Source organism: Rhodococcus sp. AB351 (assembly GCF_049538275.1).
GTDB lineage: Bacteria > Actinomycetota > Actinomycetes > Mycobacteriales > Mycobacteriaceae > Rhodococcus.
This window is the reverse complement of record NZ_JBMVFW010000005.1, coordinates 245,119-270,001: the sequence shown is the minus strand read 5'-3', so window position 1 is coordinate 270,001 and position 24,883 is coordinate 245,119. Positions and strand designations below refer to the sequence as shown.

Sequence of the window (24,883 nt, the reverse complement as noted above, 5' to 3'; positions counted from 1 at the left end):
CAGGACGACAGCGCGCAACGGTAGACTTTCCGCAAGTGAACACCCCGCACGGCCCGGAACAGGTGCCGCACGATCCCCGCGCCGACGTCTCCGTCCGCTTCGCTCTCCGGTCGCCTGCTCGGCTGAAGACCGAACTCCTGGCCGGTCTGGTCGTGGCGCTCGCCCTGATTCCGGAGGCGATCGCGTTCTCCGTGATCGCGGGTGTCGATCCCCGGGTGGGCCTGTTCGCCTCGGTGACCATGGCGATCACCATCGCGATCGTCGGGGGACGGCCTGCGATGATCTCGGCAGCGACGGCGGCGGTGGCGCTCGTGATCGCTCCGGTGTCCGAGCAGTACGGTGTGGACCATCTCATCGCGACCGTGATCCTCGGCGGCATCTTCCAGGTGCTGCTCAGCTTCCTCGGCGTCGCCAAGCTCATGCGTTTCGTGCCGCGCAGCGTCATGGTCGGCTTCGTCAACTCGCTCGCGATCCTCGTCTTCGTCGCCCAGATTCCGCATCTCGTGGACGTGCCGTGGATGGTCTATCCGCTGGTGGCGGCAGGTCTGCTGGTGCTGGTGCTCCTCCCGAGGATCACCGAGGCCGTGCCGGCTCCGCTCGTCACGATCGTGCTCCTCACCGTCGTGACGGTGGCCTTCTCGCTGAACGTGCCGGATGTCGCGGACCAGGGTGAACTGCCCGAGAGTCTGCCCTCGCTCTTCTTACCGGACGTGCCGCTGACCTTCGAGACCCTCCGGATCCTCGCGCCGTACGCGCTCGCGATGGCCCTCGTCGGGCTCATGGAATCGCTGATGACGGCCAAGCTCGTCGACGACATCACCGACACCCGGTCGGACAAGACCCGCGAGGGCTGGGGTCAGGGCATCGCCAACATCGTCACCGGATTCTTCGGCGGCATGGGCGGCTGCGCCGTCGTCGGCCAGACCATGATGAACGTGAAGGTCTCCGGGGCACGGACCCGTCTGTCCACCCTGGCGGCCGGCGTGTTCCTGCTGATCCTCGTGGTCGCGCTCGGCGACATCGTCGGTCTGGTTCCGATGGCCGCCCTCGTCGCCGTGATGATCATGGTGTCGATCGCGACGGTCGACTGGCACAGCGTGCACCCGCGGACGCTGCGGTTGATGCCGCTCAGTGAGACCGTCGTCATGGTCGTCACCGTCGTGGCCACGGTGAGCACCGGCAACCTCGCGATCGGGGTGTCGCTCGGAGTGCTCACCGCGATGGTGCTGTTCGCCCGCCGGGTCGCGCACATGACCACGGTCGAGAGGACCCTCACGAGCGACGACACGTGCACCTACCGGGTCACGGGGGAGCTGTTCTGGGCGTCGAGCAACGATCTCGTCTTCCAGTTCGACTACGTCGGCGACCCGGAGAACGTCGTCGTCGACCTCACCGACGCCGACATCTGGGACGCGTCCACCGTTGCCACCTTCGATGCGATCCAGCAGAAGTACGCGGCCAAGGGCAAGACGGTCACCATCGTCGGACTGGACGGTGCGAGCCTCGACCGCCTCCGCCGGTTGTCCGGTCGGCTCGGTGGGGAGCACTGACCGCGCAGGCGGGGAGCAGGCCGCCGTTGTCGAGGCGCAACTCGACGTCGGGTCGATTCGACGTAACGTGAGCGCATGATCGCGATCGAGCTCGCCGCGGTGGTACTGCTCCTGGTGTTGGTCGTGGTCTCGGTGGTGCTGTGGACCCGGCGGGTGGTCACCACACCCGCCGAACGCGCGGTCCACGCGACCCTGCACACGGCGTCCCTCGCGGCGCGCCCCCTGCGCGCCGGGCTCGACGCGTCGTCGGCGAAGGAGGCCGCTCCGCACCTGCGGATGCTGCTGGCCGAAGCACGCGCGGTGGCGCTGCTGGACGAGAACGGTGCCCTGCTCGCCTGGGACGGCCCGTTCGAGGAACTGACGGACGAGATGATCACCGCCGCGGGCCGGGCCGTCGCCGACAAGCGCCGCGTGCTCGTCGGGCACCACGACCTGCGACGGGCCCACGGCGACCTCGCGGCCCGCGCACTGATCGCCCAGCCGCTCGTCGTGGAGGACATGGGTGTGGCGGGGGTGCTCGGCGTCGTGACGACCGTCGAACCCGGCCCGGCGCTGCTCGGTGCGATCACCGAGGTGGCGCGGTACGCGTGCAGCCAGATCGAGCTGGCCGAACTGGACGCCTCCCGCGCCCGGCTCGACCGCGCCGAGGTCCGTGCGCTGCGCGCCCAGATCAGTCCGCACTTCATCTACAACGCGCTCAACACGGTGGCGTCGTTCGTCCGGACCGACCCCGATCGCGCCCGCGAACTGCTGCTGGATTTCGCCGACTTCACCCGCTACTCGTTCCGCGCGGCCGGCGAGTACACCCTGCTCGCCGACGAACTGCGCAACATCGACCGGTACCTGACACTCGAACGCGCCCGCTTCGGCAACGCCCTCGAGGTACGCCTGCAGATCGCTCCCGAGGTACTCAACGTGACGCTGCCCTTCCTGGCTCTGCAGCCACTCGTCGAGAACGCCGTGCGGCACGGGATCGCGGGCAAGGACACCCGCACGGGCACCATCACCATCACCGCGGCCGACGAGGGCACCGACTGCGTCATCAGCGTCGAGGACGACGGCATCGGCATGGACCCGGAACTGCTGCGATCCGGCACGCTCGACGCGATCGCCGACAGCGAGCACGGCAGCGGCGTCCGCGAGTCCGCGCACGTGGGCCTCGCCAACGTCGACGACCGCTTGCGTGCGGCCTTCGGCAACGACTACGGCCTCGTCGTCGAGACCGCGCCGGGGGCCGGCACCCGGGTGAGCATGCGCGTGCCGAAGTTCAGGGCGGGTATCCGGCCGTGAGGAACACCCGGCATGGCACGATGGATTCGCCGTGAACGAGATCACAGACAACCTGACCGTGCTGGCGGTCGACGACGAACCGCCCGCCCTCGACGAGCTGGCCTACCTGCTGCGCGCGCAGGAGGAGATCGGCGTCGTGCACACCGCAGGAGACGCGACGACCGCTCTGCGCGTGCTGCGCGACGGAGGAATCGACGCGGTCTTCCTCGACATCAACATGCCCGGACTCGACGGGCTGGAACTCGCAGGCATCCTGCGCAATTTCGCGGTGTCCCCGGCCGTGGTGTTCGTGACCGCGCACGACGATCGCGCGGTCTCGGCGTTCGACCTCGGCGCCGTCGACTACGTCCTCAAGCCGCTGCGGGAGGAACGACTCGCCGAAGCGGTCCGGCGGATCGCCGAGCGCCACCGGCCCGCCGCGCAGGCGACATCCGAGACCGGCCAGAGTGACGACGTGATCCCGGTCGAGCTCGGCGGTGTCACCACCCTCGTGCCGCGCTCGTCGGTCCACTGGGTCGAGGCCGAGGGCGACTACGCGCGCCTGCACACCGCGACCGGTTCGCACCTGGTACGTATCCCGATATCGACGCTCGAGAACCGCTGGGGCGACGCCGGCTTCCTGCGGGTGCACCGCTCCTATCTCGTGGCGTTGCCGCTCGTCACCGGTATCCGCAGTGTGGGTTCGGGTCTCGTCGTGTGCCTGCGCAGCGACAGCAACTCACCGCCCGTCGAACTGCCCGTCAGCCGCCGGCACACACGGGAACTCAAGGACCGGCTCATCCGAGGTCCGATGCAGTCGTGGACGTCGCGATGAGCACCACCGGCGGCCCGCCTCCGCCGCGTCAGAAGGTCGTCCTCGCCGAACGGCGTGGGGCGCGCATGGTCCGTACCCGGGTCGAGGTGCAGCAGCAGACCGAGGTGGGCGACGCGATGGTCCGCGGGCTGGTCCGGGCGCAGCTCGGGCTCGCGCTGCGGGTCGCGCTGTTCACGGTGTGTCTGCTGGGCGCCATCCCGGTGCTGTTCCACCTCGCTCCCGGTCTCGCCGCGGTGACGGTCCTCGGCATCCGCCTGCCGTGGGTGTTGCTCGGTGTGGTCGGTTATCCGATCCTGCTCGGTATCGCGTGGGTGTATCTGCGCCTCGCCGAACGCAACGAGCAGGATTTCACCGACCTCACCGACGATTGACGACCCCATGAGCGGATCGATTCCCGTCGTCACCGTCGTCGGTCTGGTCGCCGCGGCGATCGCCACCGTCGCGATCGGGGTGTACGGCGTGCGGATGGCGCGCACCACCTCGGATTTCCTCGTCGCCTCCCGCAGCGTCGGCCCGCGCTGGAACGCCGCGGCCATCTCCGGTGAATACCTCTCGGCGGCATCCTTTCTCGGAGTGGCCGGGCTCGTCGCGAAGTTCGGTGCCGACGCCCTGTGGTATCCTGTCGGTTTCACCGCCGGTTATCTGGGTCTGCTGCTGTTCGTCGCTGCGCCGCTGCGACGTTCGGGTGCCTACACCGTCCCGGACTTCGCGGAGTTCCGGCTGGGGGAGAAGTGGCTGCGCACGCTGTCGATGATGGTCGTGGCGATCATCTGCATCCTGTACCTGGTGCCGCAGTTCCAGGGCGCGGGACTCACGCTCAACATCCTTCTGGGAGTGCCCGACTGGGTGGGCGTCGCGGTGGTCGGGGTGATCGTCGTCGCCAACGTGGTCGGTGGCGGGATGCGCTCGATCACCTTCGTGCAGGCCTTCCAGTACTGGCTCAAACTCACCGCGGTCGCCCTACCCGCTCTTGTCCTCACACTGCACTTCGTCGGTGACGACCGCGGCGTCGACGAACCCGTGCCGCCCACCGTCACCGAGACCACCACCGTCGACGTGACGATCGACGTGATCGTGCAGGTCGCCGAAACGCGCCCCGTCGTGGCGACAGGGGAGATCGACGGCCGGCCGGTCACGGGCGTCTTCGAACTCGAACCGGGAGAGCACGTCCTCGGGGCCGGGACCGAACTGGTCCTCGACGCCGGGTCACCGGTGCCGGTGGTCGCCGGTGCGCCGACCGACAACGACACCTGGGCGTCGCCGGGGGCGGGGCTGGGAGCGAGCAGCGAACATCCGCTGTTCCAGGTGTATTCGCTGATGCTCGCGACCTTCCTGGGCACGATGGGGCTGCCCCATGTGCTCGTGCGCTTCTACACCAATCCCGACGGGCGGGCGGCGCGCATGACGTCGCTCGCCGTCATCGGCCTGCTCGGGTTGTTCTATCTGTTCCCCACGCTGCTCGGGGTGTTCGCGCGCCTGTACGTCCCGCAGCTGCTCATCACCGGACGCTCCGATGCGGCAGTGCTGCTGCTACCGGGATCGGTGCTGTCGGGCTGGGGCGGACAGTTGCTCGCGGCGCTGGTCGCCTCGGGTGCGATCGCGGCCTTCCTGTCGACGTCGTCCGGACTGCTGGTGAGTGTCGCCGGCGTGTTGTCCACGGACGTACTGCGCGGCCGGGTGCGCGACTTCCGGGTGGCCGCGGTGCTCGCCGGCGTGGTGCCGCTCGTGCTCGCCCTGTCGGTGACCTCCCTCGACCTGTCCCGTTCGGTCGGTCAGGTCTTCGCCATCGCCGCGTCGACGCTGTGTCCGCTGCTGGTGCTGGGGATCTGGTGGCGCGGGCTCACTGCGATCGGTGCCGCGGCGGGGATGGTCGTCGGTGGTCTCGTCGCGGGCGGTGCAGCCCTGGCGACCGTGCTGCTGCCGATCGATCCGTCGGTGGCCGCCGGGTGGCCGACGGTGCTCTCCGCCTACCCGGCGGCGTTGAGCGTGCCGCTGGCGTTCCTCACGATGATCACGGTGAGTCTTCTGACGCGTCGCCGGATCCCCAGGGACGTGGGTAGGACGTTCTCCCGCATGCACGTACCCGAGCGGCTCGGGATGGGCCGCGACCGCGAACTCGGCGCGTTCGGTGAGCGGGGCCGTGGTCCCGGCGAGAGGCGCCGTTCGTCGCGGTGACGCGACCGTTCGTCGCACGAGGGCACCCCTCGTCGTTCCGCCTCTTGTCTGCTCTGTTCGTGTGACAGCCGTCTCATTAGCGTTGTGATCATCCTCACCTCACACGACTATCAAGGAGTCGGCAGTGACCACAGCACCACTCAGCGAGAGTGGCGTACCCCAGCAGCGACGGATACCGACGCCGCAGGAGTTCGTCACGATGCAGGAGAGCCCGGAGTTCCAGGAACTGCGCAGCCGTCTGCGCCGTTTCGTGTTCCCGGTGACGGCGTTCTTCCTGGCCTGGTACGCCCTGTACGTCCTGCTGGCCACCTACGCGGACGAGTTCATGGCGACGAAGGTCATCGGCAACATCAATGTCGGGCTGATCCTGGGTCTGGGCCAGTTCGTCACGACCTTCGTGATCACCGCCGTCTACGTGAAGTTCGCCGGGCGTGAGCTGGATCCGCGTTCCGCCGCGATCCGCGAGGAACTGGAAGGACCGCAGCAGTGAGCGTTCTCGCGCAGAGTGGGGCCGACGTCGGCAACCCGATCCTCAACATCGCCATCTTCGTCGCGTTCGTCGTCATCACGATGGGCCTGGTCATCAAGGCCAGCCGCACGACGAAGAAGGCCTCCGACTTCTACACCGGCGGCGGCCAGTTCTCCGGCCCGCAGAACGGTTTCGCCATCGCCGGCGACTACCTGTCGGCCGCGTCGTTCCTCGGTATCGCCGGTGCGATCGCCGTCTACGGATACGACGGCTTCCTGTACTCGATCGGCTTCCTCGTCGCATGGCTCGTCGCCCTGCTGCTCGTCGCCGAACTGCTCCGCAACACCGGCCGGTTCACGATGGCCGACGTGCTGAGCTTCCGGCTCAAGGAACGCCCCGTCCGCATGGCGGCGGCGCTCTCGACCCTCGCGGTGTCGCTGTTCTACCTGCTCGCACAGATGGCCGGTGCCGGCGGACTCGTCGCGCTGCTGCTCGACATCGAGGGCAAGGTCGGCCAGGCCATCGTCGTCGCGGTCGTCGGTGTGCTCATGATCGTGTACGTGCTGATCGGCGGCATGAAGGGCACGACCTACGTGCAGATGGTCAAGGCCGTGCTGCTCGTCGCCGGCGCGGGCCTGATGTTCGTGCTCGTCCTGTTCGCGGTGCGGGGCAACTTCTCGCAGCTGCTCGCCGACGCACAGGCGATGGTGTCGAGCTCGTCGAACGAGGCCGTCGCCCAGCGTGACGTGCTCGCCCCCGGCGCCAAGTACGGCATCAGCAACATGACGCAGATCGATTTCCTGTCGCTCGGCATCGCGCTGGTCCTCGGCACCGCCGGTCTGCCGCACGTGCTGATGCGCTTCTACACCGTGCCCACCGCCAAGGAAGCACGTCGCTCGGTCACCTGGGCCATCGCCCTCATCGGCGCCTTCTACCTGTTCACTCTGGTGCTCGGTTACGGTGCCGCGAAGATGGTCGGCCCCGACGCGATCCTCGGTGCTCCCGGCAAGGAGAACGCGGCGGCCCCGCTGCTGGCCTTCGAACTCGGCGGCACGGTCTTCCTCGCGATCATCTCGGCCGTCGCCTTCGCGACGATCCTCGCGGTCGTCGCCGGCCTGGCCATCACCGCCTCGGCGTCGTTCGCCCACGACATCTACGCCAGCGTCATCAAGCGTGGCAACGCCACCGAGGACGAGCAGGTGCGGGTCTCGCGGATCACGGTCGTCGTGATCGGTCTGGTGGCGATCGTCCTCGGCATCCTCGCCATGGGACAGAACATCGCCTTCCTGGTGGCCCTGGCCTTCGCGGTCGCCGCCTCGGCGAACCTGCCGACCCTGCTGTACTCGCTGTTCTGGCGGAAGTTCAACACGACCGGCGCCCTGTTCAGCATCTACGGCGGTCTGATCAGCTGCCTCGTGCTCATCGTGTTCTCCCCGGCGGTGTCCGGTGCACCCTCGGCGATGTTCCCGAACGTGGACTTCTCCTGGTTCCCGCTGTCGAACCCGGGCATCGTGTCCATCCCGCTCGCGTTCGCGCTCGGTGTCATCGGCACCTACGTCGGACGCCGCAGGCAGGAGGACCGGTACAAGCAGGCGGAGATGGAGGTCCGCTCGCTCACCGGTGTCGGTGTGGAGAAGGCCGTCTCCCACTGATCCTCTGCACCGCGGTGGCCCGCTCCCGATACGGGGGCGGGCCACCGCCGTGTCGGGGTGCCCCGCCGGCGGAACGGACCGTCTACTGTTGCGGACCATGGCGAAACTCGAAGTGTCCACCGACCTTCCGCTCGACCCGCACGCAGCGTGGGAGCACGCCTCCCGCCTCGAGTCGTTCGGGGAGTGGCTGAGCATCCACGACGGGTGGCGCAGCGACCTGCCGGACACCCTCGCCGAGGGCACCACCCTGCAGTCGGTGGTGTCCGTCAAGGGCATGCGCAACCGCGTCACGTGGACCATCGTCGAACTGGACGCGCCGCACCACGTGGTGCTGAAGGGCACCGGCAAGGGTGGCACGAAGTTCTCGATGCGACTCGCCGTCGCGGCCCGCGGGGACGGTTCGACGCTGTCGATGAAGATCGACCTCGGCGGGGCGCCCCTGTTCGGCCCGATCGGCTCGGGGGTGGCGCGGGCCCTGCACGGCGACCTGCAGTCGTCGCTCGACACCTTCGCGCGCCGCTACGGCGGGAACTGACGCCCGGCGCAGCGCGACACGACGCTCGGTCTCATCGAGCAGGGACATGATCCGATGCGGCCGCGCTCCGACGGTGCAGTCGTTCCACGCCGCTTGCGTACCAACGCTTACCGAAGACCAGCGCCACGATCGCGAGTGCGTACACCAGCGGGGTCAGTTGCAGCGCGGCGAGCAGACCCAGACGGTCGGCGAGGATCCCGACGACGAACGGCCCGGTCGCCAGCCCGAGGACGTTGTTGGCGACGGTGAGAGTGCCGAGCGCGGAGGCCCGCACCGACTCGTGGGTCAGTCGTGCCACCATGGCCGCGGTGGGACCGGAGGACCCGGCGGCGAAGAAGGCTCCGATTCCGATGAGGCCCAATTGCGCCGGACCCGGCGCCAGCTGGAATCCGATGGCGAGCGACACGAGGGAGACGGCGCAGTAGGCGATGGCGCTGGTCCACTTCGCCGACGGGTTCGTGCGGCTCACCCGATCGGTGATCATCCCGCACACCACCATGCCGGTGCCGATCAGCAGGACGAAGATCGATGCGACCATCCCGGCCTTGTCCGGGGCCAGACCGTACTGACGATTGAAGAAGCTGGGCGTCCATGCCAGCAGCACCGCGGCAGTGAACATCTGCAGACCGCCACCGAGATAGGCGCACCACACGGCAGGGCTGGTGAACAGTGTGGAGATCGGTACCCGGATCGGGGGTGACGAATCCGGACGAGGAGACGGTTCGGTCGGCGTCGTGTCCTGACCGACCCTGTGCGCCGCCAACCTACCTTCGGTGACCAGGGCGCGGAACAGAGCGACGAGGATCAGGCCGAGCACCGCCATGGCCGCGAACGACCACCGCCAGCTCAGGTGCACCGCGATGACGCCCCCGAGTGCGACGCCGATGACCGAACCGAACGAGCCGCCGGCCATGAAGGCGCCGCTGAGTGCGGAATGGACCCGCGGGACGAAGACGCTCAGGATCACGGCGATTCCGACGCTGCCGTAGGCGGCCTCGCCGACCCCGACCAGGAAGCGGGCAATGAGCAACTGTTCGTAATTGGCTGCCACAGCGCAGAACAGCGTCGCGATACTCCAGATCACCGCCATCAGGGTGAGGCTCCGTACCCTGCCCCACCGATCGGCGAGGAGCGACAACGGGAAGGTCAACAGGCCCACCATCAGGGCGACGATGCTCGTCAGCGATGCGAGTTGTGAATCCGACAGTGCCCAGTCCGCTTTCAGGAACGGGAAGACCGCGCTGAGCACCTGGCGCGACATGTAATCCGAGAGCAGCAGTGCGAATGTCAGCGCGAAGACCAACCAGGGGTATGCGACCCGTCGGCGTCGATTCTTCTCGGGTGCCGGTCCGCCGGAATCGGTTGGCTCGTCCGGTGATTCGAGGGTGAGTTCGGCAGGGGTGCCGATCGGGGTGGGGAGAATTCCCATAGGAGCTCCTCGATAGAAAAGGGGTGGGTCGGAACCCGAGCGGTTTCACGACTCTCACGCGGAGGAGGGGAGGACGGCGGGGCGTGCACGCCGATCCGCGATTGCCGTGGTGCACATCACAGTAGTCGGGGTGTGCGGCGCTCACTTATCCCGAGGGGACACGGGTCTGTCCATTTCGGGACACTCAGGCTTCGGACCGCTTGCGCCATTCTCGGGGGGTCATGCCGAAACGGCGTGTGAACCAGCGCGAGAAGCCGCTCGGAGCCGAGAACGACAACATTTCCGAGATCTCGGCGAAGGTGTGACGCCCACTCGTCACCAGTCGTTGGGCGAGTTCGGCCCGGGTGTCGTCGACGACCCCGGTGAAGGTCTGTCCCGACCTCGCCAGGTGCCGGTGGACGGTGCGGCGATCCACTCCGAGGCTCGCTGCCACCTGGTCGACCGAACAGCGCCCGGTCGGTAACAGTAGTTCGACGAGTTCCCGGACCCGCCGCTCGAGCGCGGGGGTTTCGGATGCCGAGAGGTCATTGAGGACCTGCTGCGAATAACTTCGGAGGACGGGATCGGAGAGGCGATTGGGTAGGTCCAGATCGCCGGTGTACACGACGATTCCGGAATAGTTGCCGTCGAAGACGAGGGGCGCGTCGAAGACCCGACGGTGTGTGCTGTCGTCGTCGGGCCGACCGTGTTCGAAACACACCGACACCGGCCGCCAGCGGTCGCCGAGCAGATACTGCAGAAGTTGGTGGATGACGGCGACCGCGAGTTCCGTGGCCTGACGCACGGGCATGGGTTCGCCCGGTTCGACGCGGAGGACGATCGTCGACAGCCCGTCACGTTCGGTGATGTCGATGAACAGCGCCTCGTTGTACGTGTGCTGGAAGCGGATCAGCATGCGCAGGGCGCTGCGGGCGTTCGGTTCGTCGCGGATGGCCACGCTCAAGGGGCCAAGGGTCGACAGGCGTCGCCGTTCGGCGAGTCTCAGTGCGAAATCCTGGCGGGCGGTGACGACGGCGGACAGTTCCAGCAAACGGACGATCGACGCCGCCGGCACCCACCGGTCCTGCAGGTCGAGTCCGGACGGGTCCAGCCCGACGCTGCGCAGCAGATCGATCGGGTCGACCGAGAGCGAGCGGGCCAGTTCGACGAATCCCGTCAGTGTGGCGTAGCGCGCCAACGGCTTCGGCAGCGTCATCGCGCGTCTCCTCGATGTCCCGTCGACCGATGAAGGGGTTGTCCCCGAATGACAACGAATATGTCCCGCAGGGATAAGTATTCCGGATGTCCGCTCGTTAGTGTCGTGTTATCGGCGTCACACCCCCTCTGCGGTAGCAGAACGCCCGACATCCAAGGAGAACACAGATGGCACACGCGATCCGCTTCCACGAGACGGGCGGCCCCGACGTCCTCGAATGGGAAACCGTCGAGGTCGGCGATCCCGGCCCCGGCGAAGTGCGGATCCGGCACGAAGCCGTCGGCCTGAACTTCGCGGACACCTACTTCCGTACCGGGCTGTATCCGGCGCCGTTGCCGGCGGGAATGGGCGTCGAGGCCGCCGGCGTGATCGAGGCGGTCGGCCCCGGCGTCACCGACTTCCGCGAGGGTGACCGTGTCACCTACACGGGAAGCCCGCTCGGTGCATACAGCACCGAACGGGTGATGGACGCAGCACACCTCATCGCACTGCCCGACGCGATTCCCTTCGACACCGCGGCCGCGATGACCATGCGCGGCCTGACCGCGGCGTACCTCCTGCGCCGCATCCACCCACTCGAAGCCGGCGACACGGTCCTACTGCACGCCGCAGCCGGGGGCGTCGGCCTGATCTTCTGCCAATGGGCGAAACGGTTGGGAATCAACGTCATCGGAACCACGTCCACTGACGAGAAGGCGGAGGTCGCTCGGTCCTACGGTTGTGCCGAGGTCATCGTCCACACCCGTGAGGACATCGCAGAACGAGTGCGCGAGCTGACCGACGGAGCGGGTGTGCCGGTCGTGTTCGACAGCGTCGGGGCCTCGACCCATCGTTCCTCGCTCGATTCCCTCGCCCGCCGAGGCCTGCTCGTCGCGTTCGGAACGGCCTCCGGCCCGATCCCACCGATCAGCGCCATGGACCTCGCGGTCAAGGGCTCGCTGTTCGTCACCCGGCCCGCGCTTGCGGACTACATCGCCGATCCGGTCGAGCGAGCCGAACTGGCGAACGAGCTGTTCGCGCAGGTCGCGGCCGGAGACATCGATATCGAGATCAACCAGAGATACGCCCTCGCCGACGCCGAACGAGCACACCGCGACCTCGAAGCCGGCATCAGCGTCGGCTCGTCGGTGTTCTCGCTCTGACCTTCGGCCCGATCCACCCCCTCACGCCCAGGAGACCGTCATGACCACCACCGACCACGCTCATGTCCGGGACGAGGCACGTCGCCGATTCCCAATGGACGCACGACCGCTTACGGGCAGTATCGGCGCAGAACTGCACGGTGTAGACCTCGCCGAGGTGACTCGCGACGACGAACGATTCGCAGAACTGAAGGCGCTGCTGCTCGAACACAAGGTGTTGTTCTTCCGGAACCAGGAGATGAGCAGGGCCGAGCACGTCGCCCTCGCCGAGCGTTTCGGCTCGCTCGAGGACCATCCGGTACTCGGCAGCGATCCGGAACATCCCGGTCTGGTCCGTATCTACAAGGACCTCGACAGCCCACCCGAGGCGTTCGAGAACTCCTACCACTGCGACGCCACCTGGCGGGAGAACCCGCCCATGGGATCGGTGCTCCGATGCGTCGAAGGTCCCGCCGTCGGTGGCGACACAATCTGGGTGAACATGGCACTCGCCTACGAGCAACTCCCGGGGCACGTGAAGGAACAGATCGCCGGGCTGCGCGCGCGTCACAGCATCGAGGCATCTTTCGGTGCGCGACTGCCGATCGACAAACGACTCGCGCTGAAGGACCGGTTCCCGGACGCGGAGCACCCTGTCGTCCGCACCCATCCCGAAACGGGGGAGAAGGTCCTCTTCGTCAACAGCTTCACCACACACTTCACGAATTTCCATACGGCACAAAACGTCCGCTGCGGTATCGACTACGCCCCCGGGGCGGGCGAGCTGCTCCGATACCTGCAGAGCCGGGCGACGATCCCCGAGTACCAGGTCCGGTGGCGATGGACGCCGAACAGCGTGGCGATCTGGGACAACCGGTCCACCCAGCACTACGCGGTCCAGGACTACTGGCCGGCCGTCCGGAGGATGGAGCGTGCCGGAATCGCCGGCGATCGTCCCTTCTGACCTTCGAGAACTTCCTTCCCTCATCACGCACGACCCGATCCACAGGAGACCACGATGCACTTCCACGACGATGCCTTGTTCCCCGAATGCCAGGAGAAGCTGGTCATCACCGCGGCCCCGTACGGACCCGAATGGGAACCGGAGGATTTCCCGGAAGACCTGCCGCTGACGATGGACGAGCACGTCCAGCAGGCGGTGGACTGCTACGAGGCCGGAGCCACGGTGCTGCACATCCACGTCCGCGAACTCGACGGCAAGGGCAGCAAGCGACTGTCGAAGTTCAACGAACTGCTCTCCCGCCTGCGCGAAGCGGTGCCGGACATGATCCTGCAGGTCGGCGGCTCGATCTCCTTCGCGCCGGAAGGTGAAGGAGCCGAAGCCAAATGGCTGTCGGACGATGTTCGGCACATGCTCGCCGAACTGGATCCCAAGCCGGATCAGGTGACCATCGCCATCAACACGAGCCAGATGAACATCATGGAGCTCATGACCGCGGACGACATCGCCGGCACCTCGATGGAGCGTCCGGAACTCGCGGTGACCTACCGGGAGATGACCGTGCCCGCCGGGCCGGAATGGGTCGAGGAGCACCTGCGACGCCTGCAGGCCGCCGGCATCCAGCCGCACTTCCAGCTGTCGTCGATCCCGCAGCTCGAGACCGTCGAACGCCTGATTCGACGCGGCATCTACACCGGTCCGCTGAACCTGACCTGGGTGGGGATCGGCGGCGGTTTCGACGGACCGAACCCGTACAACATCATGAACTTCATCCAGCGTGTCCCGGACGGTGCCTGCCTGACACTCGAAACCCTCATGCGTTCGGTGCTGCCGGTCAACACCATGGCCATCGCCATGGGGCTGCACACCCGCTGCGGCAACGAGGACACCCTCTGGGGACGCAAGGGCGAGAAGATGACCTCGGTCGAACAGATCCGGCAACTGGTCCGTCTCGCAGACGAACTCGGCCGTGAGGTCGCCACCGGCAAGGAAGCCCGCGAGATCTACCGGATCGGCGAGACCTACCGTGACGCCGACGAGACGCTCGCGAAGCTCGGCTACGCCCCCAACCGCCGCCCGGGTCAGGTCGGCTTCACCCACCACGGCTGACACCCGGCGGCTCGCACCTGCATGGGAATGCTCCGTACGAAGGGAAGTTTCGGAGAGATGAACGACGACACCGAACCGACCGTCATCATCGTGCCCGGCCTGCGCGACCACGTCGCCGACCACTGGCAGACACTGCTCGCAGATCGGCTCGACCGGGTACGCACCGTACCTCCGCTCGACCACGACCGGCTGAGCCTGGATGCGCGAATCGCCGCGCTCGACGCGGTCGTCAGCGACGTCGACGGTCCGATCGTGCTGGTCGCGCACAGCGCCGGCGTCCTGATCGCCGTGCACTGGGCCCACGCATCGACCAGACCGGTTCTCGGTGCGCTGCTCGCAACACCGGTCGATATCGAAAAGCCGCTCCCCGAAGGGTATCCGACCACGGCCGACCTCGATCGAGGTGGTTGGCTCCCGATACCGCGTCGCCGCCTTCCCTTCCCGAGCATCCTTGCGGCGAGCAGCAACGATCCACTCGCGGACCGGCGCCGGGTCGCAGGATTGGCGGAGGCGTGGGGGAGTCGATTCGTCGACCTCGGTGAGGTCGGGCATCTGAATCCCGCGTCCGGCTTCGGCGACTGGCCCGCCGCCGATCTGTTCCTGCAGGAACTGCTCCAGCGGTCCGGAGCGACAACGCACGAGACCGCCCCCGTCCCGTCCGAATCCTGAAAGCGAACCAACGATGCTCAACCTGTCCGTTCTCCTGGAGGATTCCGCCCGCCGGTATCCCGACCGGGACGCCTTGGTGCTGGGGAACACCCGGATCGGCTACGGCGAACTCGACGCCCGAGCGAACCGGGTGGCCAACCTGTTGATCGCGCGTGGAATCGCGCCGGGCGACACCGTGGCGATGTCGATCCCCAACGTGCCGGAGTTCGTGATCGTCTACTACGGCATCCTCAAGGCCGGCGCCGTCGTGGTGCCGTTGAACATCATGCTCAAGGGACCTGAAATCACCTACCATCTGCAGGATTCCGGCGCCCGGGCGTTCTTCTGCTCCGAAGGTGGACCCGACCTGCCCATCGGTGAATACGGTCGTGCCGGTTTCGCCGCAGCACCGAAGTGTCGCGACATGTTCGTCGTCGGCGGACTCGATGGTGCGGACAGTCTCGATACTGCGCTGGGGGAAGTATCGGATGTCCGCTCGTCGGTGGTACGTGATCCGCAGGACACGGCGGTGATCCTCTACACCAGCGGAACCACAGGAAAACCGAAGGGAGCCTGCCTTTCCCACTCCAACATGGTGACCAACGCACTCACCGCGAACCGCCTGTTCGACAGCACTCCGATGTGCCCCGACACGTACCTGGTGACCCTGCCGCTCTTCCACTCCTTCGGCCAGACCGTGACCATGAACGCGGGACTGTCGGTAGGGGCCACGCTGGTTCTCCTGCCACGTTTCGATGCCCGCACCGCACTGACACTGATGATCGAGGAGGACGTCACCGTCTTCGCCGGGGTCCCGACGATGTACTGGGCTCTGCTCGATGCGGTGGACGAGGCGGTCGACGTGCAACGGATCGCCGCCACGATGCGCCGGGCGATCTCCGGTGGCGCCGCCCTGCCCGTCGAGATCCTCACCCGGTTCTCCGAGCGCTTCGGCGTCCGGATCCTCGAGGGCTACGGGCTGTCCGAGACGTCTCCGCTCGCGTTGTTCAGCGATCCGGAACGCGACCCGCGGCCCGGATCGATCGGAGTCCCGGTGTGGGGAGTCGAGGCCCGCCTCGTCGACGCCGACTGGAACACCGTCACAGCTACCGACACGATCGGGGAACTCGCCCTGCGCGGACACAACGTCATGTCCGGATATCTCGGCCGGCCGGATGCCACCGCCGAAGTGATGCGGGACGGCTGGCTGCGTACCGGCGACCTCGCTCGCAGGGACGCGGACGGTTTCTACTACATCGTCGATCGCGCGAAGGATCTGATCGTGCGCGGAGGCTTCAACGTCTACCCCCGCGAGATCGAGGAAGTACTGATCACCCACGAGGCAGTGTCGCTCGCAGCGGTCGTCGGCGTTCCCCACGAGGTGTACGGCGAGGAGGTCGGCGCCTTCGTCGTCCTCGAGGCAGGGGATCAGATCACGGAAGAGGAATTGATCTCCTGGTGCCGCGATCGGATGGCGGGATACAAGTATCCGCGCTCGATCGAGATCGTCACGACGCTTCCGACGACCGCGACGGGAAAGATCCTGAAGCGCGAACTCGTCACCACGGTACGGACAGGCGCGGTATCGACGGGCACGGTGTCGACGAGTCAGGGTTCGCCGGATGTCGAGTGAGGTTACGTCGGCGCCGCAGGACGTCGTGCGGCCGGAGTCGACGCCGAGGGGTGCGCGTCCCCGCGCGGCTGCCCTCGTCGCGGGTATCGGGGTGTGCGCGGCCGGCGCTGCAATCGCGATCGTGCTCGGCCGACTGCTCCCCGCCGTGAACCCGATGCTGATCTCGATCGTGTTCGGAGCACTGGTGGCCAATCTGATTCCCGTCCCGGCGTGGATCGGCCCAGGTGTGGATTTCTCGACCAAACGGCTGCTGCGCCTCGGCATCGCCGTGCTCGGCCTCCAACTGGTCTTCCACGACATCCTCGCCCTCGGGTGGGGTGTCATCGCGCTCGTCGTGGTCATCGTCGCGGCCGGGATCACCGGGACGATGTACCTGGGGCGGGTCCTCGGACTTTCGTGGACTCAGCGGGTCCTCATCTCGTGCGGATTCTCGATCTGCGGCGCCGCGGCGGTGGCTGCCGCAGACGGAGTCGTCGACGCGAAGCGTAAGGAGGTGATCACCTCGATCGCGTTGGTCGTCGTCTTCGGCACACTGATGATCCCGGGGATTCCGCTGCTGGTGGGAGTTCTGGGGATGGACGACCGGCAGTCCGGCATCCTCGCCGGTGGATCGATCCACGAGGTCGCGCAGGTGGTCGCCGCCGGAGGCATGATCGGCGGCGGAGCTCTCGCGGTCGCCACCGTGGTCAAGCTTGCCCGTGTCCTGATGCTGGCCCCGGTGATGGCATATCTGGGCGTGGTCCGCCGACGGCGCAGTCGCGAGACGGGCGTCCACGAGGACACGGTCGGCCGGCAGCCGCCTCTGGTGCCGGTGTTCGTGATCGGATTCCTGGCAGCGGTGGCGGTGCGGTCCTCCGGACTGCTTCCCGACGTCGTGCTCGAGCACGCCGCGCTCGTGCAATCGGCGCTGTTGACCACGGCCATGTTCGGGTTGGGTCTCGGGGTCAGGGTCGGACTGCTGCGCTCGATCGGGCTGCGACCGTTCGTGCTCGCTGCGGCCTCCACCCTGTGGGTGGTGCTGATCACCCTCGTCGGTGTCCTCGTACTGAGCTGAACCGGTCCGTGCCCGGCATTGCCGGCACGGCGAAACGTGCGGTGTCGCAGAAAATTCTGCAACGGCAAAACACTCCTCACCCGCACACGATCGTGCCAAGCTCGGAAGAAGTGGTCGGTCCTCGACCCGAGAAGTCCGTCCGGCCCGCGAGGTCGGCTGCCCGGGCGCGCAGGAACGATTGCGAGGTCGAGTCGATGGCCGAGGAACACGAATCGCATCGGGATCCGGTACCCGCCGATTCCCGCCGGTGGGCGTGGACCGCCGTGGTGGTGCTGATCGTTGCCATCGTGCTTCCGATCGCCGAAGCCGGTCTGCGCGGTGTCGTCGCGCTGTTGCTGGTCGCTGCGGCCGGTGCAGCCCTGGCCGTTGCCGCGGCTTACTGGTTCCTCACCCACCGGGGCGTGATCCGCGGGGCGGCTCTGGCCGTGACCGTCCTCGCGCCGGTGGTCGTGATCGTCGTCTTCGCGGCGTCGGGTCACCTGTGGGTTGCGATCGTGTCGGTGCTGCTCGTCGCTGTGGCGGTCGCGTGCGGACGCCGTGCCCTGCGGGCCGATCGCGTGAGCCCGCAGCCTGAGTTCCCGGCCGTTCCCGTACAGCACCCGTTCTTCGTCATGAATCCACGCTCGGGCGGCGGCAAGGTCGTCCGTTTCGACCTGCAGCGCAAGGCCGAGGAACTCGGGGCCGAAGTGGTGCTGCTGAGCGGTCCGCAGCAACTCGACGTCACCGAGCTGGCGGAGGAAGCCGTCGAACGAGGGGCGGACCTGCTCGGCGTCGCGGGTGGCGACGGAACGCAGGCCCTGGTCGCGGCGGTCGCAGCGGAACACCGGCTTCCGTTCGTGGTGATCAGCGCCGGAACCCGGAATCATTTCGCCCTCGACCTCGGGCTCGACCGGGAGGATCCCGCGGCAGGTCTGGACGCCCTCCGGGACGGGGTCGAACTGCGCGTCGATCTCGGCCGGATCAACGGGCGGCCGTTCGTCAACAATGCGTCCTTCGGTGTCTACGCGGAGGTGGTGCGGAGTCCGCAGTATCGTGCCGACAAGACGGCGACGGTGCTGCAGATGCTGCCCGATCTGCTCGGGGAGCAGGGCCGGCCGGGCTTGCGGGCACACATCGACACGGAGACCGTCGACGGGCCTCAGGCGGTGTTGGTCAGCAACGGTCCGTACGCCTTCGACGACCTGGCAGGAATGGGCCGACGGCCCCGCCTGGACAGCGGCCGGCTCGGTGTCGTCGCGATCTCGGTCTCGAACGCACGCCAGGCGGTCGGCCTGTTCCGTCGCACCCACAACCGAGGCCTGTTGCAGCGCACCGCCACAGAAGTGGTCGTCGATGCGGACGTACCGGAGATTCCGGTCGGAGTCGACGGTGAGTCGGTGATGCTGTCGACACCCGTCCGATGCACGATCTCCACCGGAGCGCTACGAGTTCGTGTTCCCCGCAACCGTCCGGGAGCGCGTGTGCCGCCCCCGCACCTCGATTCCGTTCGGTTGCGGAAGATATTGTGGCCGAATTGAACTCTTCGGATCTCACATTCCGGCGCATCCTACGACTTCAATGGAGGGATGTGCAGATGGATGGCGTACACCGGTGATCCCGTCCTGATGGACGACCTCCTGTTCCGGCCGGTGCACTCCCTGATCGACCAGAGCCTGCATTCCAAGATGGGCGCAACTACCACGAACGGGGACGGCTTCGGCATCGGCTGGTACGGAGAGGGCCCGAGGCCCGCATTGTTCAAGTGCATCGAACCCGCCTGGAACGAGAGCAACCTCCGCGAGCTCGCCACGCAGATCCGTACGCCGTTGATGTTCGCGCATGTCCGCGCCTCGACGGGAACTCCGGTGCAGCGCACCAATTGCCATCCCTTCCGCTACGAGAACAGGTTGTGGATGCACAACGGGGCGGTGCACGGATTCCACCTCATGAAACGGGACCTGGCGATGGCCGTCGATGCGAGCCTCTACGACGCGATCCGGGGGTCGACGGATTCCGAGATGCTGTTCTACCTCGCGCTCACCTTCGGCCTCGCCGACGACCCGTTCACCGGCGTGGCGAAGGCCGTCGGTTTCGTGGAGGATATCGGAGCCCGCATGGGCATCGAGAATCCCATGCAGGGAACGATCGCCACCACCGACGGCAGCAGCGTCTGGGTGTTCCGGTATTCGACGGAGCGGAAGACACGCTCGTTGTTCTACTCGGCCGACATCAAGGCGATACGGGCGCAGCATCCCGAAGTGGAAGTGCTGTACCAGCTGGGAGACGACACCCGCTTCGTGGTGTCCGAACCCCTTCGGGATCTCGAAGGGGCCTGGCTGGAGGTTCCCGAGTCGAGCGCGGGTGTCGTTCGGGGGAGCGACCAGGAGTTCCGGCCGTTCGCGCCGATCTCACCCGTGCGCTCGATGTGATCACGACGAATTCTTTGCTGTCGGAGTCCATGTCACCGCTCGTTCCGGCCGGGACCCGATGTGTCGAGTGAATCGCCCGGAGTCAGCTCCACGGCAGCGATCCCGGCGTTGTGGGCCCGGCGGACGAACTCGGCGCCCGGACCGAAGAACAACCGGGGCCGAACGGCGTCGAATCCGATCGGCCACAGCGTGCCGTAGTGGATCGGTACGGCCAGACTCGCCTCCACCAGACGGGCGACGACCGCGGCCCGAGCGGGATCGAGATGACCGTCACCGAGCGTGGGTCCCCAACCTCCCACGGGGAGCAACGCCAGATCCACCGGGCCGACATGCCCGGCAAGACGGGGATAGAGATCCGTGTCGCCGGCGAAATAGGTGCGCCGGTCTCCCTCGACGACGTATCCGACCGCCGGGGCGAACTCCGGGCCGCGCCGCCAACGGCGACCGTCGTGTCGGGCGGGCACGGCACGCACGGTGACCGTGCCGATCCGTGTCGCCTCGCCGGGACGCAGCGGGACCAACCGGTCGTCGAACCGACGCAGTGCCGGTAATCCGTCGACCGCTCCCCGTGGGACCACGATCGGAACGTCCGGATCGAGCCTTCCCAGCGACCGCAGGTGGGTGTGGTCCGTGTGCAGGTGCGAGAGCAGCACCGCATCCGGGTCGAGCACGCGCGGTCCGGCCGGGGTGGGGCCCCGGCGTCGGCGCAGGTGCGCGACGCGATCGGTGAGCACCGGATCGGTCAGGACGACCGTCCCGCGGTCCTCGATCAGCGTGGTGGCGTGTCCGAGCCAGCGCAGACCGGATGCCGGGGCATTCCCCCGCGGTGGCGTGCTCATGACCTTACGATTCCAGACGTGGGAAGGGGCCCGCGATGCGTACGGTGGGCAGCTTGTTGCGAATACTCGTCGAGTTCCTCGTGTTGTGGGGATCGTCGGCGCTCGTGCTCGTCGTGCTCGACCGCGTCCTCGGCGGCATCACCCTGGATCGGTCCGGCTTCGCTCCGATACCGACGCTCCCGGCTGCTCTGGTACTCGCGCTGGTGTTCGGTCTGCTGAACGCGGCCCTGTGGCCGGTGATGATGCGGTTGATGTCGTGGGTCGGCCCGGTGTTGTTGTTCGCCGGGGTGTTCCTGGCCGGTGGCGCGATCATGCTGCTGACGTTGTACCTGGTACCGGTCGCCACGGTGGACCGCCCGCTCGACGCGATCGTCCTCGCCGCACTGGTCTCGTTGGTCACCTCGGTCGTCTCGGGCGCGATCGCCTCGCGCTCCGATACCGCCTATCGGTTGATGCAGGTGCGACGGAACCGGTTCCGCCTGCGGCGCAACGCGACGCTCGTGGACGCGACTCCGGGACTGTTGTGCATCCAGATCGACGGACTCGGATACGACGTCCTGCGGCGGGCGATCGCCGACGGTGTCACGCCCGGCCTGGCGAAACTGGTGCGTGAGACCCACCGGCTGGTGCCGTGGTACACGGATTGGAGCAGCCAGACCGGTGCGACACAGCTGGGTGTACTGCACGGGTCCAATCACAACGTGCCCGCATTCCGCTGGTACGACAAGACGACCGGGCGCATCTCCGTGTTCAGCAACCCCGCCGACAACGAACAACGCGAACTCGAACGAGCAGACCGGCCCGGGTTGCTCGCGCACGACGGTGCGAGCCGGGGCAACCTGTTCACCGGTGGCGCACAGGACAACGTGCTGGTCGTCAGTCGTATGCGTGGTGCCCGACTCGGTGGAGGCGCCGGCTACAGCGCCTACTTCGCCGACCCGGCGAGCGCACTGCGCACCTTCATCCGGATGATCGCGGAACTGCAACGGGAACTTCGTCAGTCACTGCGCCAGAAGCGGAAGGACATTCGGCCACGAGTACCGCGAGGCGGAATCTATCCGTTCGTCCGCGCCTTCGCGACCGTTCTCGCCACCGACGTCACCGCTGCTGCCGTGGTCGGTGATCTGATCAAGGGACGTACCGTCGTCTACCTCGATCTGATCGGCTACGACGAAGTCTCGCACCACTCGGGGATCTCTCGACCCGAAACGCTGGCCGTGCTCACGAAGGTCGACGACATCATCGAGATGCTCCTTGCCGTGGCGGAACAGTCCGACCGGTCCTATCGCGTCGTCGTGCTCTCGGATCACGGACAGAGTCAGGGTGCGACCTTCCTGCAGCGTTACGGGGAAAGCCTGGGGGAGTTGGTGGTCCGGCTGGCCACACGGTCCCGTTCGGTCGCGGCGGACGGTCACAGGCACCAGCACAGGGGAGAGGGATCCGCTCAACCCGGAGCGGAGGGTCGCGCCTACGCCGCAGCCAGCATGCACGCTGCCGCCGACGAGCAGCCACGCCCGGCCGCCGGTGAGCCGATCGTTCTCGGCTCGGGCAATCTCGGCCTGATCTACTTCCCGCACCTGCCCGGTCGCGCCGACATCGACGCCATCGAGGCGGCACATCCGGGACTGCTCGCCGGGCTCCGGGAGCATCCCGGAATCGGCTTCCTTCTCGTTGCCGCTCCGGGCGGATCCGTCGTGCTCGGACCCCACGGCCGGGTGGACGTGACGACCGGCGAGGTCACCGGCCGGAACCCCCTCGAGGTGATGGGACCCGACGCGCTGTCGAAGATCCGGCGCACCGACACCTTCGGCAACGTCGCCGACATCATGGTCGGTGGTGCCTACTGGCCGGAGACCGACGAGGTCGCGGCATTCGAGGAGCAGGTCGGCTCGCACGGCGGCATGGGTGGCCCGCAGGGCACCCCCTTCCTCCTCTACCCGGCCACGCTGCCCCCTCCACCCGAGCCGCTGAACGGTGCCGAGAACGTACACGAGGTGCTCGTCGGGTGGCGGGATCTCTCGTCGCGACCGTCGACGGCCGCGACCGGTCACGACGCGACGACCCGGTCGGGCGACCCGGCTCGGATGGAATGAAAGCCGTTCGTACAGGGTTATTTCCGTCGGTACGGTCAGGGATTCCGGTCGGTGCCGCGAAGGTCGGCGATGGCGATCCCGGTGGTCCTGGAGACGATCCGGCGGGCCGATCTCATCTCGTCGGCGACCCGGTCGGCGAGGTCGACGTCGTACACTGCGACGACGCCGGCCTGTCCCGCTTCGAGGGTCTCGCCGAGTTCGTCGACGTCGGCGCGTCCCATTCGGTCACCGGCATGTCCGAGCAGTGCACCGAGCGCCGTTCCGCCGGCCGTGGTGCCGACGAGGCCGATGCCCACCGGCGGGAAGAGTGCGGCCACCACTCCCGCGGCCAGACCCCAGCCGAGACCGATCGCCGCGCCGTGACGGGTGTGGTGCTCGTGCTTCTCGACGACGCGGACCTTCCCGTTCTCGTCCTTGACGATGACGGACGCGTCGAAGTCGTGGAACGGACGCACCTCGCGGTGGAGGCGTTCGAGGCGATCGAAGTCGGCCACGGCATCGTCGACGCGGTCGTATGCTGCAGCGCTCACAAGCAGCATGTCGTGCTCGTGCTTGCTCACGTCCTACCTTCCGATATCCGGAATCGCGGGCGGAAGAACGGAATCGAGAGTCGTAGGTTCGGAGAGTTCACGTTTCACCGCCTTCTCGACGAGGAGCGGAACGAAGTCTCGGACCCTGCTCGTGGCGAATCGGCGATAGACGCCGTGCACCGCACGTGCGATGTCGTCGGGAGGAACGAGCGGATATCGAACGATCAGGCGTTCGATCACCTGCTGGATCTGACGGAACTCGTCGTCACCGCTCATCGGCCAAGCGTGACGTCGGCCCCGAGATACGTCAAGGCTCGAAACGGCATCGGATGCACCGTTTCCGGGCACGATTCGGCAACACCTGCGGCACGTGGTGGCCGGTCCGCATTCATCGCTCCGAACCGATCGTTCTCCCACGAACGCGGGGTCGGAGGCGGACAATGGGTGAACGTTCGAGGGAGAACCGTGGGACACAAGACGGGGCACGAGAAGCACCGGAAGAGATCGCCGGAGAAGTCGCTCACCGCGCGTTCCGATTCCGGCGCTCTTCGTCCCCCCGGTCCACCGCAGCAGGGCGCATCGCCGGTCCGCGAACCCATGAAGAACAAGGAGTACCGTCGCCTGCTCCGTCCGTTGCACGCCGAACTCGTCGCCGTGCAGGAATGGGTGAGATCGTCCGGAGTTCGTATCTGCATCCTGTTCGAGGGTCGCGACACCGCAGGTAAGGGTGGTGTCATCAAGGCGATCACGGAACGAGTGAGTCCCAGGGTCTTCCGCGTCGTCGCGTTGCCCGCACCCACGGAGCGTGAACGGTCTCAGATGTACATCCAGCGCTACGTACCCCACCTGCCGGCCGGAGGTGAGGTCGTGATCTTCGATCGCAGTTGGTACAACCGCGCCGGCGTCGAACGAGTGATGAACTTCTGCACGGAGGAGGAGGCACAGCATTTCCTCCAGATGATCCCGACGGTCGAACGCGCGATCGTGGACTCCGGCATCATCCTTCTGAAGTACTGGCTGGAAGTGAGCCCGGAGCAACAGACGCTGCGCTTGCAGAGTCGCATCGACGATCCTCGCAAGACCTGGAAGCTGTCGAATCTGGATCTGGAGTCGTACACACGCTGGTACGACTACTCCCGGGCACGGGACGAGATGTTCCACTTCACCGATACCGGTTGGGCTCCCTGGTATGTCGTCGACAACGACGACAAGAAACGTGGTCGTCTCAACGTCATCGCCCATCTGCTCGACCGGATCCCCTACGAGCCGCTCGAGCGCCCCGATCTGGTTCTGCCGCAGCGGCAGGACGCCGATGGGTACACGGCACCGACCCAGCCTCTTCACTGGATACCCACGCTCTACTGAGGCTCTTCCGGT

The 24,883-nt window shown here is 67.2% G+C and carries 23 protein-coding genes; 18 read left to right on the top strand and 5 right to left on the bottom strand.

Features of this window, described 5'->3' with window-relative positions; genetic code table 11:
- Nucleotides 1-35 precede the first annotated feature (35 nt).
- The 8 genes from ACPCXD_RS13650 to ACPCXD_RS13615 all read left to right on the top strand — a co-directional run bounded on the left by ACPCXD_RS13650 (nt 36) and on the right by ACPCXD_RS13615 (nt 8,485).
- Nucleotides 36-1,550, top strand: a complete 1,515-nt coding sequence (locus tag ACPCXD_RS13650) for a SulP family inorganic anion transporter (RefSeq protein WP_060652032.1) — start codon at nt 36-38, stop codon at nt 1,548-1,550.
- A 75-nt stretch (nt 1,551-1,625) separates the two neighbouring features.
- Nucleotides 1,626-2,840 (top strand): sensor histidine kinase, encoded by a 1,215-nt coding sequence (locus ACPCXD_RS13645; protein ID WP_016695000.1) that lies wholly within the window; start codon nt 1,626-1,628, stop codon nt 2,838-2,840.
- 31 nt (nt 2,841-2,871) lie between these two features.
- The gene (locus ACPCXD_RS13640; RefSeq protein WP_016695001.1) at nt 2,872-3,654 is read left to right on the top strand and encodes a LytR/AlgR family response regulator transcription factor; all 783 of its coding nucleotides are present in this window, start codon (nt 2,872-2,874) and stop codon (nt 3,652-3,654) included.
- Complete coding sequence (locus ACPCXD_RS13635) at nt 3,651-4,025, top strand: membrane protein (protein ID WP_037191816.1); 375 nt, start codon at nt 3,651-3,653, stop codon at nt 4,023-4,025. The genes ACPCXD_RS13640 and ACPCXD_RS13635 overlap by 4 nt, the downstream gene beginning before the upstream one ends.
- Nucleotides 4,026-4,032: 7 nt before the next feature.
- Complete coding sequence (locus ACPCXD_RS13630) at nt 4,033-5,829, top strand: sodium/solute symporter (RefSeq protein ID WP_423659941.1); 1,797 nt, start codon at nt 4,033-4,035, stop codon at nt 5,827-5,829.
- Nucleotides 5,830-5,953: 124 nt separating this feature from the next.
- Nucleotides 5,954-6,319: a DUF485 domain-containing protein gene (locus ACPCXD_RS13625; protein ID WP_019289889.1), complete on the top strand. Its 366-nt coding sequence runs from the start codon at nt 5,954-5,956 to the stop codon at nt 6,317-6,319.
- Nucleotides 6,316-7,950 carry a monocarboxylic acid transporter gene (locus ACPCXD_RS13620; protein WP_088897783.1) on the top strand — a complete coding sequence of 545 codons (1,635 nt, stop codon included), beginning with the start codon at nt 6,316-6,318 and terminating at the stop codon, nt 7,948-7,950. Before ACPCXD_RS13625 ends, ACPCXD_RS13620 begins: the two co-directional genes overlap by 4 nt.
- A gap of 97 nt (nt 7,951-8,047) precedes the next feature.
- The gene (locus tag ACPCXD_RS13615) at nt 8,048-8,485 is read left to right on the top strand and encodes a type II toxin-antitoxin system Rv0910 family toxin (protein ID WP_016695006.1); all 438 of its coding nucleotides are present in this window, start codon (nt 8,048-8,050) and stop codon (nt 8,483-8,485) included.
- Between the two features lie 31 nt (nt 8,486-8,516).
- Here ACPCXD_RS13615 and ACPCXD_RS13610 read toward each other — a convergent pair whose 3' ends face one another.
- Both ACPCXD_RS13610 and ACPCXD_RS13605 read right to left on the bottom strand, forming a co-directional pair.
- On the bottom strand, nt 8,517-9,914 hold the full coding sequence (locus ACPCXD_RS13610; protein WP_229567309.1) for an MFS transporter: 1,398 nt from the start codon (nt 9,912-9,914) through the stop codon (nt 8,517-8,519).
- Nucleotides 9,915-10,098: 184 nt separating this feature from the next.
- Nucleotides 10,099-11,109 (bottom strand): AraC family transcriptional regulator, encoded by a 1,011-nt coding sequence (locus ACPCXD_RS13605; protein WP_423659937.1) that lies wholly within the window; start codon nt 11,107-11,109, stop codon nt 10,099-10,101.
- Nucleotides 11,110-11,276: 167 nt separating this feature from the next.
- On the opposite strand from ACPCXD_RS13605, the gene ACPCXD_RS13600 reads away from it, so the two are divergent.
- From ACPCXD_RS13600 to ACPCXD_RS13565, 8 genes are all read left to right on the top strand, one after another.
- Nucleotides 11,277-12,251 carry a quinone oxidoreductase family protein gene (locus ACPCXD_RS13600; protein WP_229567312.1) on the top strand — a complete coding sequence of 325 codons (975 nt, stop codon included), beginning with the start codon at nt 11,277-11,279 and terminating at the stop codon, nt 12,249-12,251.
- 94 nt (nt 12,252-12,345) lie between these two features.
- Nucleotides 12,346-13,194, top strand: coding sequence for a TauD/TfdA dioxygenase family protein (locus tag ACPCXD_RS13595; RefSeq protein ID WP_423659998.1), 849 nt, complete (start codon nt 12,346-12,348; stop codon nt 13,192-13,194).
- Nucleotides 13,195-13,248: 54 nt separating this feature from the next.
- Nucleotides 13,249-14,301, top strand: a complete 1,053-nt coding sequence (locus ACPCXD_RS13590; protein WP_039587506.1) for a beta-keto acid cleavage family enzyme — start codon at nt 13,249-13,251, stop codon at nt 14,299-14,301.
- Nucleotides 14,302-14,358: 57 nt separating this feature from the next.
- On the top strand, nt 14,359-14,970 hold the full coding sequence (locus tag ACPCXD_RS13585; protein ID WP_145693442.1) for an RBBP9/YdeN family alpha/beta hydrolase: 612 nt from the start codon (nt 14,359-14,361) through the stop codon (nt 14,968-14,970).
- A 13-nt stretch (nt 14,971-14,983) separates the two neighbouring features.
- On the top strand, nt 14,984-16,582 hold the full coding sequence (locus ACPCXD_RS13580) for a long-chain-fatty-acid--CoA ligase (protein WP_423659934.1): 1,599 nt from the start codon (nt 14,984-14,986) through the stop codon (nt 16,580-16,582).
- On the top strand, nt 16,572-17,636 hold the full coding sequence (locus ACPCXD_RS13575) for a YeiH family protein (RefSeq protein ID WP_423659932.1): 1,065 nt from the start codon (nt 16,572-16,574) through the stop codon (nt 17,634-17,636). The genes ACPCXD_RS13580 and ACPCXD_RS13575 overlap by 11 nt, the downstream gene beginning before the upstream one ends.
- A gap of 194 nt (nt 17,637-17,830) precedes the next feature.
- Entirely contained in the window at nt 17,831-19,153 is a 1,323-nt protein-coding gene (locus ACPCXD_RS13570) for a diacylglycerol/lipid kinase family protein (RefSeq protein ID WP_423659930.1), read from the top strand.
- A gap of 60 nt (nt 19,154-19,213) precedes the next feature.
- Nucleotides 19,214-20,044: a class II glutamine amidotransferase gene (locus ACPCXD_RS13565; RefSeq protein ID WP_120281602.1), complete on the top strand. Its 831-nt coding sequence runs from the start codon at nt 19,214-19,216 to the stop codon at nt 20,042-20,044.
- Between the two features lie 32 nt (nt 20,045-20,076).
- Here the strand turns inward: ACPCXD_RS13565 and ACPCXD_RS13560 are convergent, their stop codons facing one another.
- Nucleotides 20,077-20,883, bottom strand: a complete 807-nt coding sequence (locus ACPCXD_RS13560) for an MBL fold metallo-hydrolase (RefSeq protein ID WP_423659928.1) — start codon at nt 20,881-20,883, stop codon at nt 20,077-20,079.
- 35 nt (nt 20,884-20,918) lie between these two features.
- Here ACPCXD_RS13560 and ACPCXD_RS13555 point away from each other — a divergent pair, with 35 nt between their 5' ends.
- Nucleotides 20,919-22,976 carry an alkaline phosphatase family protein gene (locus ACPCXD_RS13555; protein ID WP_423659926.1) on the top strand — a complete coding sequence of 686 codons (2,058 nt, stop codon included), beginning with the start codon at nt 20,919-20,921 and terminating at the stop codon, nt 22,974-22,976.
- Between the two features lie 35 nt (nt 22,977-23,011).
- Here ACPCXD_RS13555 and ACPCXD_RS13550 read toward each other — a convergent pair whose 3' ends face one another.
- Both ACPCXD_RS13550 and ACPCXD_RS13545 read right to left on the bottom strand, forming a co-directional pair.
- Nucleotides 23,012-23,536, bottom strand: coding sequence for a hypothetical protein (locus ACPCXD_RS13550; RefSeq protein ID WP_423659924.1), 525 nt, complete (start codon nt 23,534-23,536; stop codon nt 23,012-23,014).
- Between the two features lie 3 nt (nt 23,537-23,539).
- Entirely contained in the window at nt 23,540-23,782 is a 243-nt protein-coding gene (locus ACPCXD_RS13545; protein WP_145693435.1) for a three-helix bundle dimerization domain-containing protein, read from the bottom strand.
- 189 nt (nt 23,783-23,971) lie between these two features.
- Here ACPCXD_RS13545 and ppk2 point away from each other — a divergent pair, with 189 nt between their 5' ends.
- On the top strand, nt 23,972-24,871 hold the full coding sequence (gene ppk2, locus ACPCXD_RS13540; protein ID WP_088897774.1) for a polyphosphate kinase 2: 900 nt from the start codon (nt 23,972-23,974) through the stop codon (nt 24,869-24,871).
- Nucleotides 24,872-24,883 lie beyond the last annotated feature (12 nt).